The organism is Pseudomonas sp. (genome assembly GCF_049645325.1).
Lineage (GTDB): Bacteria > Pseudomonadota > Gammaproteobacteria > Pseudomonadales > Pseudomonadaceae > Aquipseudomonas.
The window spans coordinates 1-17,018 of record NZ_JBARTQ010000380.1; the positions used below are offsets into that span (position 1 = coordinate 1).

Consider the following 17,018-nt stretch of genomic DNA (forward strand, 5'->3'; position numbering starts at 1 on the left):
ATACACCGCTATCGCAGGCAAGCCAGCTCCCACCATTTTTTATTCGGTTTCGTCAGGTGGGTTCGCCGAGCAGCAACCCTTGCTCCCGCGCGCACAGCTCCACCACGTAATCCCACAACACGCGCAGCCGCACCGACTTGTGCAATTCCCGGCGCGAGCTGATCCAGTAGCTGCGCTCGATCCCCTCCCCTGGCAACAATGCAACCAAATCCGGGTCGCCGGCCGCCATGAAGCACGGCAACACCGCGATTCCCAACCCTGAACGTGCGGCCTGGTGCTGGGCAATCACGCTGGTGCTGTGAAACACCACCCTGGGGTTGCGACAGAAACTGCTGAGGAATTTCAGCTCCTGGCTGAAGAGCAAATCGTCCACGTAATCGATCCAGGCATGGGCGGCGAGGTCTTCGCGTTTTTCGATCGGCGGGTTGCGATCAAGGTAGGCGCGGCTGGCATAGAGCGCGAGGCGGTAGTCGGTGAGTTTGCGCGTGACAAGCTGGTCGACGCTCGGGCGTTCAAGGTGAATGCTGATTTCCGCCTCGCGGTTGAGGATGCTGACGAAGCGCGGCACAGCCACCAGCTCCACCTCCAAGCCTGGATAACGCTCGAACAGCCCGCCCATGCGGCTGGCCAGGAACATCACGCCCAAACCTTCGGCCACACCAAGCCGGATCTTGCCCAGAGGCGCAGCGGAATGGGTGAGTTCGTCTTCGGCCAGCAGCGCGACGTTCTCCATGGCTTCAGCGTGTTTGAGCAAGGCTTCGCCGGCGGGGGTCAGCTCATAGCCTTGGGCGTGCTGTACGAACAGCGCGGTGCCGAGGCTTTTTTCGATGGCTTCGATGTGCCGGGCCACGGTCGCATGCGTGGTTTTCAGGCGTTGCGCGGCGGTCAGTAGGCGACCGCTGCGCTGCAACTCCAGAAAATACCGCAGGTCATTCCAGTCGAACATGTCGCCTCCATTGCCGGTGCCCGGGCCGCGCTGTTTAAAAACGCACAGCAGCTGGGTAAAAACTAACATTTTTAAGACGAAAACTAACAACTAGGATGGAGCCAATAAGAAAAACAAGCGAGACCTCAGATGCCCCTTGCAGCTGCTGAATACGATTACGTGGTAGTAGGCGCCGGCCCCGCAGGCTGCCTGCTGGCCAATCGACTGTCCGCCAACCCCGCCCACCGCGTGCTGCTGCTAGAAGCCGGTGGCCGCGACAACTACCCCTGGATCCACATCCCCGTCGGTTACCTCTTCTGCATCGGCAACCCGCGCACCGACTGGTGCTTCAAGACCGAAGCCCAGGAAGGCCTGCAAGGCCGTGCGCTGAGTTACCCGCGTGGCAAGGTGCTGGGCGGCTGCTCCTCCATCAACGGCATGATCTATATGCGCGGCCAGGCCCGCGATTACGACGGCTGGGCGGCGGAAGGCAACCCGGGCTGGGCCTGGAAAGATGTGCTGCCACTGTTCAAGCAGAGCGAAAACCACTTTGCCGGCGGCTCGGAATTTCACAGCGATGGCGGCGAATGGCGCGTCGAGCAACAGCGCCTGCACTGGCCGATCCTGGACGCGTTTCGTGACGCGGCGGCGCAAAGCGGCATCGCGCCGATCAGCGACTTCAACCAGGGCGATAACGAAGGCTGCGGTTACTTCCAGGTCAATCAGAAGTCCGGGGTGCGCTGGAATGCGGCCAAGGCGTTTCTCAAACCCGTTCGCCAAAGCCCCAACCTCACTGTACTGACCGACGTCGACGTCGACCGCGTGCTGCTCGAAAACGGCCGCGCATCGACGGTGGTCGCACGTCAGCACGGTCAACCGGTAAGCTGGAAGGCACGCAAGGAAATCGTGCTGTGCGCAGGCTCCGTGGGCTCGCCAGGCATTCTGCAACGCTCGGGGATCGGCCCGTCCAGCGTGCTTAAACCCTTGGGCATCGATGTGCTGCACGAGCTGCCGGGCGTGGGCGGCAACCTGCAGGATCACCTGCAACTGCGGCTGATCTACAAGCTTGAAAACGCCCGCACCCTCAACCAGATCGCCGGCACCGTGTGGGGCAAGATGGGCATGGGCCTGCGCTACCTGTACGACCGCAGCGGGCCGTTGTCGATGGCGCCCAGCCAGCTCGGCGCATTCGCCCGCTCCGGCCCGGAACAGACCTCGGCCAACCTTGAATACCATGTGCAACCGCTGTCCCTGGAACGCTTTGGCGAACCGCTGCACGCGTTTCCGGCGTTTACCGCGTCGGTCTGCGACCTGCGCCCGCAAAGCCGAGGCCGTATCGATATTCGCTCGGCCAACCCGGCAGATGCGCCGCTGATTCGGCCCAACTACCTTAGCCACCCGGAAGACTTGCGCGTGGCTGCCGATGCCATCCGCCTGACTCGCCGGATTGTTGCCGCGCCGGCCTTAAGCCAATTCAAACCGGTGGAATACCTGCCGGGCGATTCGCTGCAATCCGAAGAACAACTGCAGGAAGCCGCCGCGCGCATCGGCACGACCATCTTCCATCCGGTGGGCACCTGCCGCATGGGCGATGACAAGGACGCAGTGGTCGACGCCCAGCTGCGCGTGCATGGCGTGCCGGGCCTGCGCATCGCCGATGCGTCGGTAATGCCACGCATCACGTCGGGTAACACCTGTTCACCTACACTGATGATCGCGGAGAAAGCCGCGCAAATGATCCTTTCGCCGAACACAAGGAGCCTCGCCCCGGAGAAAGAACTGGTTCATGCAATCTGAATAGCGGCGCCCCACCCGGCGCCGACAGTGGAACAACAATAAATAATCACTGTGAGGGACACCCGATGTCAGAACATGCTCAACCCCTGGGCTCGGCAATCGATGCGAGCACCCGTAACGACTCAAAGAAAGTCATCTTTGCCTCCTCCCTCGGGACGGTGTTCGAGTGGTATGACTTTTTCCTCTACGGCGCCCTGGCGGCGGTGATCAGCAAGCAGTTCTTTGCCGGGGTCAACGACACCACGGCGTTTATCTTCGCCTTGATGGCCTTCGCCGCAGGTTTTGTGGTGCGGCCTTTCGGCGCGCTGGTGTTCGGCCGCCTGGGCGACATGATCGGGCGCAAATACACCTTCCTGGTGACCATCATTCTGATGGGCGTGGCGACATTCTGCGTCGGGCTGTTGCCGACCTACGCCAGCATTGGCATCGCCGCGCCGGTCATCCTGATCGCGCTGCGCATGCTGCAAGGCCTGGCGTTGGGCGGTGAATACGGCGGCGCGGCCACCTATGTGGCCGAGCACGCCCCGGCCGGCAAGCGCGGCTTTCACACCAGCTGGATTCAATCCACCGCGACCCTCGGCCTGCTCTTGTCGTTGCTGGTGGTGCTGGCCTGCCGTTACTTCACCGGCGACCAGTTCGAAGTCTGGGGCTGGCGTATTCCGTTCCTGTTTTCGATTGTGCTGCTGGGCATTTCCACCTGGATCCGCATGAGCCTGCATGAGTCGCCGGCGTTCCTGAAAATGAAGGAAGAAGGCAAGGCGAGCAAATCGCCGATCCGCGACTCCTTCGGCAAATGGGAAAACCTCAAGGTGGTGCTGATTGCGCTGTTCAGCATCAACGGCGGGCAAGCGGTGACCTTCTACGCAGCGCAGTTCTATGTGCTGTTCTTCCTCACGCAGTTCCTGAAAATGGACCCCGCCCTGGCCAACGTCCTGCTGATCATCAGCGTGGTGATTGGCGCGCCGTTCTTCGTATTCTTCGGCTGGCTGTCGGACAAGATCGGCCGTAAACCCGTGCTGATGCTCGGCCTGTTGCTCGCCACCGTGCTGTATTTCCCGATCTTCAAGGGGCTGGCGCACTACACCAACCCGGCGATGGACCAGGCCAGCCACCAGGCGCCCATCACCGTGCTGGCCGACCCGGCCACCTGTACCTTCCAGTTCGACCCGGTAGGCAAGGCGCGTTTTGACAGCCCGTGCGACAAGGTCAAGACCTTCCTGGTCAAGCAAGGCCTGCCATACAGCAGCGCCGTCGCCCCGGCGGGCAGCCCGGTGCAAGTGAGCGTGGGGGATGTGCGCATCGACGGCTATGACGAAGCCGCCCTGCGTGGCGCGGTGACCCTGGCCGGTTACCCGACTTCGGCGGACGTGGCCCAGGTCAACAAGGTGATGGTGGTGGTGCTGATCGTCGCGCTGATCCTGATCGCAGCGATGTGTTACGGGCCGCTGGCGGCGTTGATGGTGGAACTGTTCCCGACGCGCATCCGCTACACCTCGATGTCCCTGCCCTACCACATCGGCAACGGCTGGTTTGGCGGCTTCCTGCCCACCGTGTCGTTTGCGCTGGTGGTGTACACCGGCGATATCTTCTATGGCCTGTGGTACCCGGTGGTGGTGACCGGGGTGAGCCTGATTGTCGGGCTGTTCTGCCTCAAGGAAACCCGGCATGTGGACATCGACAACAACTAAAATGATCTACTGAGCGCAGTAGATCCCTGTGGGAGCGGGCAAGTCCACTCCCACATTTTATTTTTGTGGCCAACACACACATTGCTGTACATCCATACAGATAATGGTTGATCAAAGCCCTTCTTTTGCCCATCCTGCTCTCCATTCAACTGTGTAACGAATGGGCTGACCATGCGGCTGTACCTCTGTGAAAAACCCTCCCAGGCCAAGGATATCGCGGCCGTGCTCGGCGCCAGTCGCCGTGGCGACGGTTGCTGGCTGGGCAACGGGGTCACAGTCACCTGGTGCATCGGCCACCTGCTGGAAACCGCCCCGCCCGACGCCTACGACGCCAAATACAAGCGCTGGGTATTGGCCGACCTGCCAATCGTCCCGGAAAAATGGAAGATGCAGGTCAAGCCCAAGACCGCCAGCCAGTTCAAGGCGGTCAAGCGTCTGCTGGGAGAAGCGCAGGAACTGGTGATCGCCACCGACGCCGACCGTGAGGGTGAAATGATTGCCCGGGAGTTGGTCGAACATTGCCGTTATCGCGGGCCGATCCAGCGCTTGTGGCTCTCGGCACTCGACGACGCCTCGATTCGCAAGGCCCTGGCCGCGCTCAAGCCCGGCGCCGAGACCTTCAGCCTGTACCACTCGGCCCTCGGTCGCTCCCGGGCTGACTGGTTGATCGGCATGAACATGAGTCGCCTGTTTACCTTGCTCGGGCGCCAGTCCGGCTATCAGGGCGTATTGCCGGTGGGCCGCGTGCAAACCCCGACCCTGCGCCTGGTGGTCGACCGCGACCGCAGCATCGCCGACTTCGTCCCCGTGGCCTACTGGGCCATTGATGTCGACCTGCGCCATGAGCGCATGACCTTCACCGCCCAATGGCGCGCTGCCGACGATGCCTGTGACGACCAGGGCCGCTGCCTCAACCCGCAGCTGGCCCGGGACGCTGCCCATGCCATGAGCAACGCCGCCAACGCCCGGCTGGTGAAACTGCGTACCGAGCGCATGCGTGAGGTGGCGCCGCTGCCCTTCGACCTTGGCACCCTGCAGGAAATCTGTTCGAAGAAACTCGGCCTGGGCGCCCAGGAAACCCTGGACATTGCCCAGTCACTCTACGAAACCCACAAGGCCATCACCTACCCGCGCAGCGACTGCGGTTACCTGCCGGTGAGCCAGCACAGTGACGCGCCAACCATTCTCGCGGCGCTGGGCCGTGCGGATGCGGCCGTGAACGAATTGATGCCGCACATCGATGCGCAACGCCGTTCGCGAGCCTGGAATGACGCCAAGGTCAGCGCCCACCACGGCATCATTCCTACCGGAGCCGGCAAGGACGTGAGCCAGCTCACCGGTAAACATCGTGCGGTCTATACGCTGATTCGTGCGCGCTACCTGGCGCAGTTCCTGCCCAACCATGAGTACGACCGTACCCAGGCCGATTTCGACTGCGCAGGGTTTGCCTTGCGCGCGGTGGGTAAAGTCATCATTGAGCCAGGTTGGAAACGTGCGCTGCCCGAAGCCCTGGCACCTGCCAAAGGCCGTGAAGTGTCTGCCCCCCAGGCCTTGCCTCCGCTAATGCAAGGCCAGGATTACGCTGTCGTCAAGGTCAACCTCAAGGACCTGTGGACCCAGCCGCCCAAACCTTTCACCGAAGGCGACCTGATCAAGGCAATGAAAAACGTCGCCAAACTGGTGGAAGACCCTCTGCTCAAGCAAAAGCTCAAGGACACGACCGGCATTGGCACCGAAGCCACCCGCGCCGGGATCATCCAGGGGCTGTTGGACCGCGGTTATCTGGTCAAAAACGGCAAGGCGCTCTCCGCCACCCCGGCGGCATTCAGCCTGATCGACGCAGTGCCCCGCGCCATCGCCGACCCCGGCACCACTGCAATCTGGGAACAGGCGCTGGACATGGTGCAAAGCGGCGAAATGAGCCTGGAAGAGTTTGTCGCCAAGCAGGCAGCCTGGATGAGCAAACAGGTGGCACGCTGCAACGGCATGCGCATGACCATCACCAGCCCGGCGGGCAAAGGCGCCACGCCGTGGAAAAAGAAGCGCAAGACGGCTCCGCGCAAGACAACTGCCAGCCCCAAGCGCGCGAAAAAGCCGACAAATGCCGGGTGAACGCCGAAAAAATCCGGCGAATGACGTTTTTCGACGGGTTTAACGCCGCTTTGGACCTTGCTCCCGCGCAGGCCGTCTAGGATTCTGTAGGGGACTCGCTGACTTCCTAACAACAACACCGGAGTGGCCGCCATGAAAACCGTCGCACAAGTGCTCAAAGCCAAGGATCAGAAAAACCAGGACGTGCACACCATCAAGTCGCACCAGACGGTGATGGAGGCATTGATCCAGATGGCAGCCAAAAACGTCGGCGCTTTACCGGTCGTGGATGAAGGCAGGGTGGTTGGAGTGATCAGCGAACGTGACTACGCGCGCAAGTTGATCCTCAAGGGGCGCTCTTCGGCGACCACCTCGGTGAGCGAAATCATGAGTTCACCGGTGATTACCGTCGACACCCACCAGAGTGTCGAGCGTTGCATGAACATCATGACGGATGGTCACCTGCGCCACCTTCCCGTGGTCGAAGATGGCAAGCTGATCGGCCTGCTGTCCATCGGCGACCTGGTGAAGGAAGCCATAGCCGAGCAGGCTGACCTGATCAAACAGCTGGAGCAATACATCCGCGGCGAATAGGGGAACCCATGCTCGACACGCTGGAACATCAAGAAGACCATCTCGACACCCTGCACCGCGCCATGGCCGAACGGCGCTTCATGGTGCTGACCGGTGCGGGAATCAGCACGTCGTCGGGCATCCCTGACTATCGCGACAGCGAGGGCGTGCGCCGGGGCAAGGCGCCGATGATGTACCAGGAGTTCCTGGCCACCCCACACGCACGACGCCGTTATTGGGCACGCGCGATGCTGGGCTGGCCGCGTGTGCGCATTGCGCAGCCCAACCCGGCCCATTTGGCACTGGCGACGCTGCAGCAACGCGAGCGCATCAGCGGGCTCATTACGCAGAACGTCGACACTTTGCATGACCAGGCTGGCAGCCACGATGTGATCGAGCTGCACGGCAGTTTGCATCGGGTGCTGTGCCTGGATTGCCTGCAGCGCACCGAGCGCGACCTGATCCAACGCGTGATGGAAGAGGAGAACCCGTACCTGGCGGGTGTCGATGCCGTACAGGCACCCGACGGCGATACGCTGCTTGATCCGGCCTTCGAAGAACGTTTCCAGGCACCCCACTGCCCTCACTGTAACGGCCAACGCTTGAAACCGGATGTCGTGTTCTTTGGCGAGAACGTTGCCCAGGCCACGGCGGCCAAGGCCATGGCCGCGGTGAACCACGCCGAGGGTTTGCTCGTTGTAGGTTCCTCGCTGATGGCCTATTCCGCGTTTCGCCTGTGCAAGGCGATGGTCGAGCAAGGCAAGCCGGTGATCGCCATCAACCTGGGCAAGACCCGCGGGGATGAGCTGTTGCAGGTGAAAATCGAGGCGTCCTGCGAGCGCTTATTGCCGTTGCTGGTCGAGAGACTACGGTAGCAAGACCACCGCCAATCAACATGTGGAGCAAAATGTGGGAGCTGGCTTGCCTGCGATAGCGGTGGGTCAGTTGCCCAAGTGTTAACCGAACGCCTAGTGTCGCATGCAAGCCAGCTCCCACATGGTTTGTGGTCGAATTGCTCCTTCTGGCTGCACGACCCTTCGCCCCAAAAATGACGCCCAAGTCACGTTTTCCCGCATTCTCCCGTCCCCACAACGATTTATGTAGTGACCAAAAATAATCACTACATAATCGTTGACGTAACCTTTTTGACCTTGCATTATCGAGACGTCTCCCGGATCGGGAGCGTTGGTAACAAGCGTTTTGAAAGAGCTCGTCTGACCGCCGAGCTGTTTTTTCCGGATGTGCACTGCCCACAAGGCAGATTGATGAAGCTGACCGGCCCGAAGGGCTCGGTACAAGGAGCTCAAACGCTGCTTGTCTTCGTTATGAAACCATTGCGTAGCAGTTCATCAGCAAGACTACATGCATCAGGTTCAAGACCCTGCCCGTACTCGGCAGACCGTCACTGACGCCCGGTTTTCGGAACCGGAGACAACTAAGCAGTTTTAACGGAATCAACTGATAGATCGCCAACTGGTCAAGGGGCTTACACATGAATCTGAACAACCAACCAACTATCGATGAATTGGCTGAGCTGTTCGCAGCGCAGAAAGACACACTCGACGACCATATCCTGTGGATTGGCAAATCGGGCGAAGTGCAACTTGACTGCCTGGAGCCCAATACCGAAGAAGCCGAGTTTGACCGCAATCACCGTGAACTCGCCGCGCGTCTGAAGGTGTACCGCCGTGGCCAGGGTTATGTCGGCAAGAAGGCCGCAGCTGATCGAAACTTTATTGAGCAGGTCTTTCATACCCTCAATACCGAGTGGCAGAACCTGCGCGGCCAATCGAACATTAAAGTGATCGATAGATACTGCTGATCCTCCAGCATTAACCATTCAAGCCCGCTCGTTTATTCGAGCGGGCTTTTTAATTTCAACGTTACAATAACTTTATAACAACGCGGGGAACCGTCCCTTGCTGGCTTCATCACGAAAAATATCAAACAACACTTGTGCCGCCGCCGACAGTTCATGCCCTGGTTTGGTCAGCACACCAATCGGCGCTCGATCACCGGGTCACTCAGGGTGATGCAATGGGCGCCCGCCTCCTCCATCTGCCGTGCACACAATGCGGGTACAGCACTGACGCCCAGGCCACTGGCAACCATCTTGCCCACGGTTGCCAATTGATGACTTTCCAGCGCTACCGGCAACTTCATCTGCAAGGCACCCAAATGCTCTTCCAGCATCACCCGCACCGTAGACGGCCGCTGCAGGGTAATAAACGGTTGCTCCAGCAGGGTTTTCCAGTCGATTTCCTCACACAGGGCCAAGGGTGAGTCACCCGGCACCACGGCAATAAAGCGGTCGAGGTACAACGGCGTGAATGCCAAAGACGAGCCGTCAGACGGCTCGAACGCCACACCCAGTTCCACTTGGCGGTCGCGGACCATCTCCAGCACCTGTTCATTGATCAGGTCATGCACGGTCACGTTCACCTGAGGGTAACGCGCGCGGAATATCTTCAGGATCGGTGGCAGCAAATTGCCCGCAAACGACGGCATTGCCGCCACCGTGACGCGTCCGCGCTGCAGGGTGAAGCGCTGGCGCAGCTCATCTTCGGCGTTATCCCAATCGGCGATCAGCCGACGTGCCAGGGGTAGCAGCGATTCACCTTCGGGGGTCAGCGCTACATTGCGGGTATTGCGGCTGAACAGACGCCCGCCCAGCCCTTCTTCAAGGCCCTTGATGGTCAGGCTTAACGCCGACTGAGAAAGGTGCAGGCGCTCGCAGGCAGCGGCAAAACTCAGGCTCTGGGCCACGGCCAAAAAAGCCCGCATCTGTTTGACGGTCATGGCGCTACTCCGGAGGACGAATCGACTATGCTGTTTTTTAAATTAATCAACCTTAAAAAACAACTTAACAAATCAATCCGTCAGCGCAACACTCAAGTCATTGGCTGGCCCACACACAATAAAAGAGGTGCATATGGCAGGTTTCGATAAACGCGTGGCGTCCTATGAAGAAGCGCTGGCAGGCCTGGAAGACGGCATGACCGTGCTCGCAGGCGGTTTTGGCCTGTGCGGCATTCCGGAAAACCTCATCGCCGAGATCAAGCGCAAAGGCACCCGCGACTTGACCGTGGTTTCCAACAACTGTGGTGTCGACGGTTTCGGCTTGGGCGTGCTGCTGGAAGAAAAGCAGATCAGTAAAGTGATCGCGTCCTACGTCGGTGAAAACGCGCTGTTCGAAAAGCAGCTGCTTAGCGGCGAAATCGAAGTCATTCTGACCCCCCAGGGCACCCTGGCGGAAAAAATGCGCGCAGGCGGTGCCGGCATTCCGGCCTTCTTCACCGCCACCGGCGTCGGCACCCCGGTCGCCGAAGGCAAGGAAACCCGTGAGTTCAACGGCCGCCCCTACCTGATGGAAGAATCCATCACCGGCGACTTCGCGATCGTCAAAGGCTGGAAAGCCGACCACTTCGGCAACGTTATCTATCGCCACACCGCCCAGAACTTCAATCCGCTTGCCGCCACCGCCGGCAAGATCACTGTGGTTGAAGTCGAAGAAATCGTCGAACCGGGCGAGCTGGACCCGGCGCAGATCCACACCCCTGGCATCTACGTCGACCGGGTCATTTGCGGCACCTTCGAGAAGCGCATCGAACAGCGCACCGTGCGCAAATAACCTGCCTCCAGCCCGAACAATAAGGACACACAAAATGGCGCTTACCCGCGAACAAATGGCTCAACGTGTCGCCCGCGAAATGCAGGACGGCTTCTACGTCAACCTCGGTATCGGCATTCCGACCCTGGTAGCCAACTACATTCCCGAAGGCATGGAAGTGATGCTGCAGTCGGAAAACGGCCTGCTGGGCATGGGCCCGTTTCCAACCGAAGACACCATCGATGCCGACATGATCAACGCCGGCAAGCAGACCGTGACCGCGCGTATCGGCGCGTCGATCTTCTCTTCCGCCGAGTCCTTCGCGATGATTCGTGGCGGCCACGTCGACCTCACCGTGCTCGGCGCGTTTGAAGTGGACGTGCAAGGCAACATCGCCTCGTGGATGATCCCCGGCAAGCTGGTAAAAGGCATGGGCGGCGCGATGGACCTGGTGGCTGGCGCCGAAAACATCATCGTGATCATGACCCACGCCTCCAAGGACGGTGAGTCCAAGTTGCTCAGCCAATGCAGCCTGCCGCTGACGGGCGCCAACTGCATCAAGCGCGTGCTGACCGACCTTGCGTACCTGGAAATCGAAAATGGCGCTTTTGTCCTCAAGGAACGCGCACCTGGCGTCAGCGTTGAAGAGATTGTGAGCAAGACCGCCGGTAAACTGATCGTCCCGGACCACGTTCCAGAAATGCACTTCCAGTGAGGACAGATTCCATGCAAGACGTCGTGATTGTTGCTGCCACCCGCACCGCCGTGGGCAGCTTTCAAGGTTCGCTGGCCAGTATCCCGGCACCGGAACTGGGCGCGGCAGTGATCCGTCGCCTGTTGGAGCAGACCGGTCTGGACCCGGCTCAAGTGGATGAAGTGATTCTCGGCCAGGTCCTCACCGCAGGCAGCGGCCAAAACCCTGCCCGCCAAGCCTCGATTCTCGCCGGACTGCCTCACGCCGTGCCGGCCCTGACCTTGAACAAGGTCTGCGGCTCAGGCCTCAAGGCGCTGCACCTCGGCGCGCAAGCCATCCGTTGCGGCGACGCAGAGGTGATCATCGCTGGCGGCATGGAGAACATGAGCCTCGCCCCGTACGTCTTACCCGCCGCGCGCACCGGTTTGCGCATGGGCCACGCCAAGATGATCGACAGCATGATCACCGACGGCCTGTGGGATGCGTTCAACGATTACCACATGGGCATCACCGCCGAAAACCTGGTGGACAAGTACGGCATCAGCCGTGAAGCCCAGGATGCCTTCGCGGCCGCGTCCCAGCAAAAAGCCTCCGCGGCCATTGAAGCCGGGCGTTTTGCCGATGAAATCACGCCGATCCTGATTCCCCAGCGCAAGGGCGACCCGGTGGCCTTCAGCGTGGATGAACAGCCGCGCGCCGGCACCACCGCCGAATCCCTGGCCAGATTGAAACCCGCGTTCAAGAAAGACGGCAGTGTCACCGCCGGCAATGCGTCCAGCCTCAACGACGGCGCCGCCGCCGTATTGCTGATGAGCGCCGACAAGGCCAAGGCCCTCGGCCTGCCCGTGCTGGCCCGCATCGCCAGCTACGCCAACGCCGGTGTCGACCCGGCGATCATGGGCATTGGCCCGGTCTCGGCCACCCGCCGCTGCCTGGACAAAGCAGGATGGAGCCTGGGCGACCTGGACCTGATCGAAGCCAACGAAGCATTCGCTGCGCAATCGCTGGCAGTGGGCAAAGAGTTGGAATGGGACGCCGAAAAGGTCAACGTCAACGGTGGCGCCATCGCCATCGGCCACCCGATTGGCGCCTCAGGTTGCCGCGTGCTGGTGACCCTGTTGCATGAAATGATCAAGCGCGATGCCAAGAAAGGCCTGGCGACCCTGTGCATCGGTGGCGGCCAGGGTGTAGCCCTCGCCCTCGAACGCAGCTGATTCCAAGAGCAACACCGAAAAGGCCCGGTTCCACGAAAACCGGGCTTTTTCTTTGCCTGAATATAAACAGTGCCATTGTGGGAGCTGGCTTGCCTGCTCCCATCTTTGATTTTCGTTGTCACTGAGGTTGTGGCACCGCAAACACCGCATTCGCCCGCGCCACCATCTTCTCTCCCACTTGCAAGCTCACCGTGGCAAACGCCATCTGCCGCCCGCGTTTGTGATGCTCCAACCGCACCACAATCCACTCTCCCACCTGCACCGCGCCCAAGTAATCCACGGTCATGCTCGCCGTAATCAACGGCAACGGTGGCTCACTGGAAAACGCCATCGCGTACCCCATACCGATATCCGCCAGGGTTGCCAACACCCCGCCATGCACCGTGCCGCGCCCATTGGCATGGCGATTATCGGCGCGCAGGCCGATTTCCAGTTGCAAACCCTCACCCCGGCAATACGCCGGGCCGAGCAAATCAAGGAGCGGGCTACTGCGGGGCAAAGCGCTGAAACCTTCAGGCACGGCGTGAGTGATCATGGCGAGTCTTCCTTGGCATAAGGTTTGAGGTGTACGCCTGCCCGCTTGCAGCGACTATCACCATCAGCCACGCAAATCACTCGCGATGCTTTGCGTTAATCCATCAGGCCCGCGTTAATCGCCGCGAATGGCTCTGCAACCAGGACGACAGCTTGATGGTCAGCAAGCCGCCCTAAAGCATGGGCTATGGGTTGCAGGTTGTAATCCGTGAGGGGGGGGGCGCCGCGTCGTCAAACGCCACGTCTGATCAACGCTTCATACAGCGCTGATAACGCTCATCCACGCGTTTGGCGAACCAAGCCGTGGTGAGGTTGCGCGTGATTTTCGGACTCTTGAGCACGATACCCGGCAGAATCGCCCGTGGCATCGGCTTGCCAGCAGCCTTGTCGGCCAGGGTGAACACGCGCTTGTAAAGGGTCGTCTGCTCGAAATCCAGTTGCTCGCCCTGCTCCAACTGGCTGCGGATACTGGGGTTACGCATGTCCAACTTCGCGCCCAGGGAGCGCACCGCCAACTCAGTGCTGCCCGGCAGCAATGAGCCGTAGCGAATCAAGTCGCCATCCAGCGCCAGCTCGGTGCCCGTGACACGGCTGACAGCCGCCTGGAACGCGGCGTTGCGGCTGGCGTACCAACCGGCATTGAAGTCGGCAAAGCGGTACAACGGCGCATCGTAGCTCACCGGGTAACCGAGCAAATGGGCGATGCCGAAATACATGCCACCGCGCCGGGTAAAGACTTCCCGGCGAATCGTGCCATCCACGGTGTAGGGATAATCCCGCGCCTGTTTTTGCGCAAACTCAATGCTGACCTGCATCGGGCCTGCGGTATGCACGGGGTTGAAGCCACCAAACAGCGTGTTGCCCAACGGCGCCATGCTGATGAAATCGTCAAATATGCCACTCAGGTCTTTTTCCGTGCGCGCGGCATTCAGGCGGTCGCTATAGGACTTGCCATTGGGCGAGCGCACTTGCAGTGCACTGCGCACCATGAAAGCGGGCACATGGACGTTTGCCGCACGTCGCAGGATTTCATCCTGGGCAATCTTGCCCATGTTCGGCACGGGCGGGTCAACTTGATAGGTGGACTCTTGCTCCGTCACCGCCAGTACGGCGCAGATATTTTCAGTGCTGGGATAGATTTTCTGGGCATCGAAGGCCGTGTAGATATCCTGCGCCCAACCGCTGCGGTCCGGCACCGTGGCTGGCAGCAAGCGCACGATCTGCGCCTTCACCTCGGCCTCGCTGCGCTCGGGCTGTTGCGGGCCGCGCGGGGTGGAGCAACCGGCCAGCACCAGAAAGGCAGTGAGGCACAGGATTAGTCGGCTTGAATACATGGGGCTTCCTTGAATAACAACGGGCCGGGCATTGCGGATATCGACAGGTAAGTCTAACCGGGGTTCGCCGACCTGCTGCACTCGCCAGTCGTGACCGAACGTGACAGGATCGGGCATCGACCATTCATGCAAGGCGTTTGAATGCCATGCTCAGCCTGAATTTCCTCGTCACTTGCCTGATTGTCGTGCTGATCCCCGGCACCGGCGTGATCTTTACCGTGTCCACCGGACTGACCGCCGGTAAACGCGCCAGCACGTTCGCCGCGCTCGGGTGCACCTCGGGGATCATTCCTCACTTGCTGGCGTCCATTCTCGGCCTCTCCGCCCTGCTGCACACCAGCGCACTGGCCTTCGAAGCCTTGAAGTTTGCCGGAGTCGCCTACCTGCTCTACCTCGCATACGCCACCTGGCGCGACCGCTCGGCCTTCGCCATGACAGAAACACCGACGGTGGCCACAGCGCGCAGCCTGATGCTGCGTGGCTTCTTACTGAACATTCTGAACCCCAAGCTGACCATTTTTTTCCTGGCCTTCCTGCCGCAGTTCGTAACACCCGGCAGCACCGCACCGGCCCTGCAAATGTTGGTGCTGAGCAGCGTGTTCATGGCGATGACGTTTGCCGTATTTGTACTGTATGGCCTGTTGGCCAACGTGTTCCGCCGCGCGGTGATCGAGTCGCCACGGGTGCAGAATTGGTTGCGTCGCAGTTTTGCCGCGGCCTTTGCGGGGCTGGGGCTGAACCTGGCGTTTGCACAGCGCTGAATGTTCTGGTCTCGACAGCGGACAAGTACTGCTGAAACTTCCCACGTAACAGCAAGATAAGCTCTACATCCCTTTCCTGAAAACCTCTGCAAAGTCCTTCGCCTGATCACACAGTGCGAGGGATTGCAGATGGTTTTTCTCAGTAGTGCCCGGCCTGAAGGGGCCGTTTCTTGATCGCCGCCACCAGCCAAACCATTGGCTTGCTGGTGCTGGCCGCGATGGATTCGAAGACGCGCGACGTCGAATCCGTCATCAGCGATTTCAAACGCTGCCTCAATAGCTATGACCTTTGGGCGGAAAGCTTTTTCAGCTTTTCGGCGCTGGATATCGAGCAGGTGTTCAAGGTCGGCAACGAAGTCGCCCTCGTCGCACCGATCAACCGTTCCCTCATTCCCAGCAGCACCGTTGCCACCTGTAAGGCCAACGGTACGTTGACCCTGGTGCATATGTTCCAGAGCGCGAAGTTTGTGCCCATCGGCAATACGCCGGTGGTGCTGCAACGCGTGGATCCTGCGGGTGGGCCGCTGGGTGAGCCCATCCATAAAACCATCGGCCCAAGTGGCATCCTTGAAGTCACCGAGTGTGATCGCAACCAGCAGTACCGGGTCAATTTCTATCCCAACGTTTCCAAAGCGCATTACAAGGCGTTGTATGCGTCCTACCAGTCGGTTATCGCGCCGCTGGAGGGCTGGCTGCGCGGTGAGTGGACGACCACTTTCGGACCGCTCTGGGAAAACTATTCCGAGGCGAATTTCCTCAAGCGTTACCTCCAGTTGCACGCAGCCTATGCCCGTGGGTTTGGCGAAGCGCTGAACGCGTTGTGGGACAACATCAAGCAGCTGTATGAGTGGATTGCGCACCCGCTGCGTTATGCCGAAAAGCTGCTGCATTACCTGTCCCAGGCTGAGCTTGAAAAACTGCTGGCGCTAAGCGCCGAGACTCTGGCGAAAGGCTTGCTGGTGCTCAGTGATGAGCCACTGATATTTATCTACCTGTCGGCATTCGTGAGTTGGATGCGGTTGATGCCGCCGCCGTATATGAACGAGTTGCTCGGTGAGATCAGTGGTGAGGTGCTGATCAACCTATTGCTAGGCCTTGCGACCGGCGGGATGGGCGTGGTGCTGCGCATGAGTCCGACAGTGCTGGGCGGCATCAAGTCTCGCCGGGCGCGCGAGTGGTTGGAACGCGTGGCCACGCAGTTCGGCAAAGCGCGTCTGGATGAGCATGCTGAGTTGGCCAAGCCGATCTTGCTGGGTGGGCCGGCGGTGTCGATCAAGACGATTCCGGATGTGCCGTTGAAGGCTGGGGATCAACTGGTTTCGAACGCGGTGCCGGCGGTTCGCAGCAAGACGCAGCGCACGGCGTTGGTCAGGCAGGAACATGTCGATGACGCGCCTTCGTCCGGGAAAAATCAGAACGGCGATGCGGCGTCCAGCGCGGACAAGACCGTAACCAATGGTTGCCCGGTGTCGATGGTCACCGGCGAGGAATTGCTGACCCTGGTTGACGGCACGCTGGACGGAATTTTGCCGTTTGACTGGTCGCGGCTGTATCGCACCAGTGCCGTGGAAGTCGATTGTGGGCTGGGGTTTGGCTGGAGCCACTCGCTGGCGCAGCGGCTGGCGGTGGTGGGTGATTCGGTGGTGTGGACGGATCACGAGAATCGCATTACTGAGTTTCCGCTGCCTACTGCTGCTCGACCTGCGATCACCAATAGCCTCGCCGAAGCCGCGATCTATTTAGGTTCTTCGCCTGATGAACTGGTGCTGGCTCAAGCGTCGCGGTTCTACCACTTTC

Annotated in this window: 14 protein-coding genes and 1 pseudogene; 11 read left to right on the plus strand and 4 right to left on the minus strand. The window is 60.4% G+C overall.

Annotated elements, in window-relative coordinates; translation table 11 throughout:
• Positions 1–52: 52 nt before the first annotated feature.
• Positions 53–946, minus strand: coding sequence for a LysR family transcriptional regulator (locus WBB95_RS16665; RefSeq protein WP_424488592.1), 894 nt, complete (start codon positions 944–946; stop codon positions 53–55).
• A 129-nt stretch (positions 947–1,075) separates the two neighbouring features.
• Between WBB95_RS16665 and WBB95_RS16670 the strand changes: the two genes are divergently transcribed.
• The 6 genes from WBB95_RS16670 (at position 1,076) to WBB95_RS16695 (ending at position 8,896) form a co-directional block, all read left to right on the plus strand.
• A complete protein-coding gene (locus WBB95_RS16670) occupies positions 1,076–2,722 on the plus strand; it encodes a GMC family oxidoreductase (protein ID WP_424488593.1) in 1,647 nt (548 codons plus the stop codon).
• A 65-nt stretch (positions 2,723–2,787) separates the two neighbouring features.
• Positions 2,788–4,410 carry an MFS transporter gene (locus WBB95_RS16675; protein ID WP_424488594.1) on the plus strand — a complete coding sequence of 541 codons (1,623 nt, stop codon included), beginning with the start codon at positions 2,788–2,790 and terminating at the stop codon, positions 4,408–4,410.
• Positions 4,411–4,581: 171 nt separating this feature from the next.
• Positions 4,582–6,522: a DNA topoisomerase III gene (locus WBB95_RS16680; protein WP_424488595.1), complete on the plus strand. Its 1,941-nt coding sequence runs from the start codon at positions 4,582–4,584 to the stop codon at positions 6,520–6,522.
• 132 nt (positions 6,523–6,654) lie between these two features.
• Positions 6,655–7,095, plus strand: a complete 441-nt coding sequence (locus tag WBB95_RS16685) for a CBS domain-containing protein (protein WP_424488596.1) — start codon at positions 6,655–6,657, stop codon at positions 7,093–7,095.
• Positions 7,096–7,103: 8 nt separating this feature from the next.
• Entirely contained in the window at positions 7,104–7,949 is an 846-nt protein-coding gene (locus WBB95_RS16690; protein ID WP_424488597.1) for an NAD-dependent protein deacetylase, read from the plus strand.
• Between the two features lie 617 nt (positions 7,950–8,566).
• Positions 8,567–8,896, plus strand: a complete 330-nt coding sequence (locus WBB95_RS16695) for a hypothetical protein (protein ID WP_424488598.1) — start codon at positions 8,567–8,569, stop codon at positions 8,894–8,896.
• A gap of 72 nt (positions 8,897–8,968) precedes the next feature.
• Here WBB95_RS16695 and WBB95_RS16700 read toward each other — a convergent pair.
• Positions 8,969–9,873, minus strand: a pseudogene (locus WBB95_RS16700) (LysR family transcriptional regulator).
• Positions 9,874–10,006: 133 nt separating this feature from the next.
• Here WBB95_RS16700 and WBB95_RS16705 point away from each other — a divergent pair.
• The 3 genes from WBB95_RS16705 to WBB95_RS16715 are packed head-to-tail and all read left to right on the plus strand — an operon-like array spanning position 10,007 to position 12,592.
• Positions 10,007–10,705 carry a CoA transferase subunit A gene (locus tag WBB95_RS16705; RefSeq protein WP_424488599.1) on the plus strand — a complete coding sequence of 233 codons (699 nt, stop codon included), beginning with the start codon at positions 10,007–10,009 and terminating at the stop codon, positions 10,703–10,705.
• A 34-nt stretch (positions 10,706–10,739) separates the two neighbouring features.
• Positions 10,740–11,399 (plus strand): CoA transferase subunit B, encoded by a 660-nt coding sequence (locus WBB95_RS16710; protein ID WP_065872325.1) that lies wholly within the window; start codon positions 10,740–10,742, stop codon positions 11,397–11,399.
• Positions 11,400–11,410: 11 nt separating this feature from the next.
• The gene (locus WBB95_RS16715; protein ID WP_424488600.1) at positions 11,411–12,592 is read left to right on the plus strand and encodes an acetyl-CoA C-acetyltransferase; all 1,182 of its coding nucleotides are present in this window, start codon (positions 11,411–11,413) and stop codon (positions 12,590–12,592) included.
• A gap of 118 nt (positions 12,593–12,710) precedes the next feature.
• Here the strand turns inward: WBB95_RS16715 and WBB95_RS16720 are convergent, their stop codons facing one another.
• Together WBB95_RS16720 and WBB95_RS16725 are read right to left on the minus strand one after the other, a co-directional pair.
• A complete protein-coding gene (locus WBB95_RS16720) occupies positions 12,711–13,127 on the minus strand; it encodes a PaaI family thioesterase (RefSeq protein ID WP_424488601.1) in 417 nt (138 codons plus the stop codon).
• A gap of 247 nt (positions 13,128–13,374) precedes the next feature.
• On the minus strand, positions 13,375–14,460 hold the full coding sequence (locus WBB95_RS16725) for a DUF1615 domain-containing protein (RefSeq protein ID WP_424488602.1): 1,086 nt from the start codon (positions 14,458–14,460) through the stop codon (positions 13,375–13,377).
• 146 nt (positions 14,461–14,606) lie between these two features.
• Here WBB95_RS16725 and WBB95_RS16730 point away from each other — a divergent pair, with 146 nt between their 5' ends.
• Both WBB95_RS16730 and WBB95_RS16735 read left to right on the plus strand, forming a co-directional pair.
• Positions 14,607–15,221, plus strand: coding sequence for a LysE family translocator (locus WBB95_RS16730; protein ID WP_424488603.1), 615 nt, complete (start codon positions 14,607–14,609; stop codon positions 15,219–15,221).
• 218 nt (positions 15,222–15,439) lie between these two features.
• On the plus strand, positions 15,440–17,018 hold a 1,579-nt coding region (locus WBB95_RS16735; protein ID WP_424488604.1), incomplete at its 3' end, for a DUF6531 domain-containing protein.

What these genes read in the sequence shown, in the direction of transcription:
- WBB95_RS16720 (WP_424488601.1), bottom strand. Translation starts at nt 13,127, where the DNA reads ATGATCACTCACGCCGTGCCTGAAGGTTTCAGCGCTTTGCCCCGCAGT.
- WBB95_RS16715 (WP_424488600.1), top strand. Translation starts at nt 11,411, where the DNA reads ATGCAAGACGTCGTGATTGTTGCTGCCACCCGCACCGCCGTGGGCAGC.
- WBB95_RS16675 (WP_424488594.1), top strand. Translation starts at nt 2,788, where the DNA reads ATGTCAGAACATGCTCAACCCCTGGGCTCGGCAATCGATGCGAGCACC.
- WBB95_RS16680 (WP_424488595.1), top strand. Translation starts at nt 4,582, where the DNA reads ATGCGGCTGTACCTCTGTGAAAAACCCTCCCAGGCCAAGGATATCGCG.
- WBB95_RS16685 (WP_424488596.1), top strand. Translation starts at nt 6,655, where the DNA reads ATGAAAACCGTCGCACAAGTGCTCAAAGCCAAGGATCAGAAAAACCAG.
- WBB95_RS16705 (WP_424488599.1), top strand. Translation starts at nt 10,007, where the DNA reads ATGGCAGGTTTCGATAAACGCGTGGCGTCCTATGAAGAAGCGCTGGCA.
- WBB95_RS16695 (WP_424488598.1), top strand. Translation starts at nt 8,567, where the DNA reads ATGAATCTGAACAACCAACCAACTATCGATGAATTGGCTGAGCTGTTC.
- WBB95_RS16670 (WP_424488593.1), top strand. Translation starts at nt 1,076, where the DNA reads ATGCCCCTTGCAGCTGCTGAATACGATTACGTGGTAGTAGGCGCCGGC.
- WBB95_RS16730 (WP_424488603.1), top strand. Translation starts at nt 14,607, where the DNA reads ATGCTCAGCCTGAATTTCCTCGTCACTTGCCTGATTGTCGTGCTGATC.
- WBB95_RS16710 (WP_065872325.1), top strand. Translation starts at nt 10,740, where the DNA reads ATGGCGCTTACCCGCGAACAAATGGCTCAACGTGTCGCCCGCGAAATG.
- WBB95_RS16665 (WP_424488592.1), bottom strand. Translation starts at nt 946, where the DNA reads ATGTTCGACTGGAATGACCTGCGGTATTTTCTGGAGTTGCAGCGCAGC.
- WBB95_RS16725 (WP_424488602.1), bottom strand. Translation starts at nt 14,460, where the DNA reads ATGTATTCAAGCCGACTAATCCTGTGCCTCACTGCCTTTCTGGTGCTG.
- WBB95_RS16690 (WP_424488597.1), top strand. Translation starts at nt 7,104, where the DNA reads ATGCTCGACACGCTGGAACATCAAGAAGACCATCTCGACACCCTGCAC.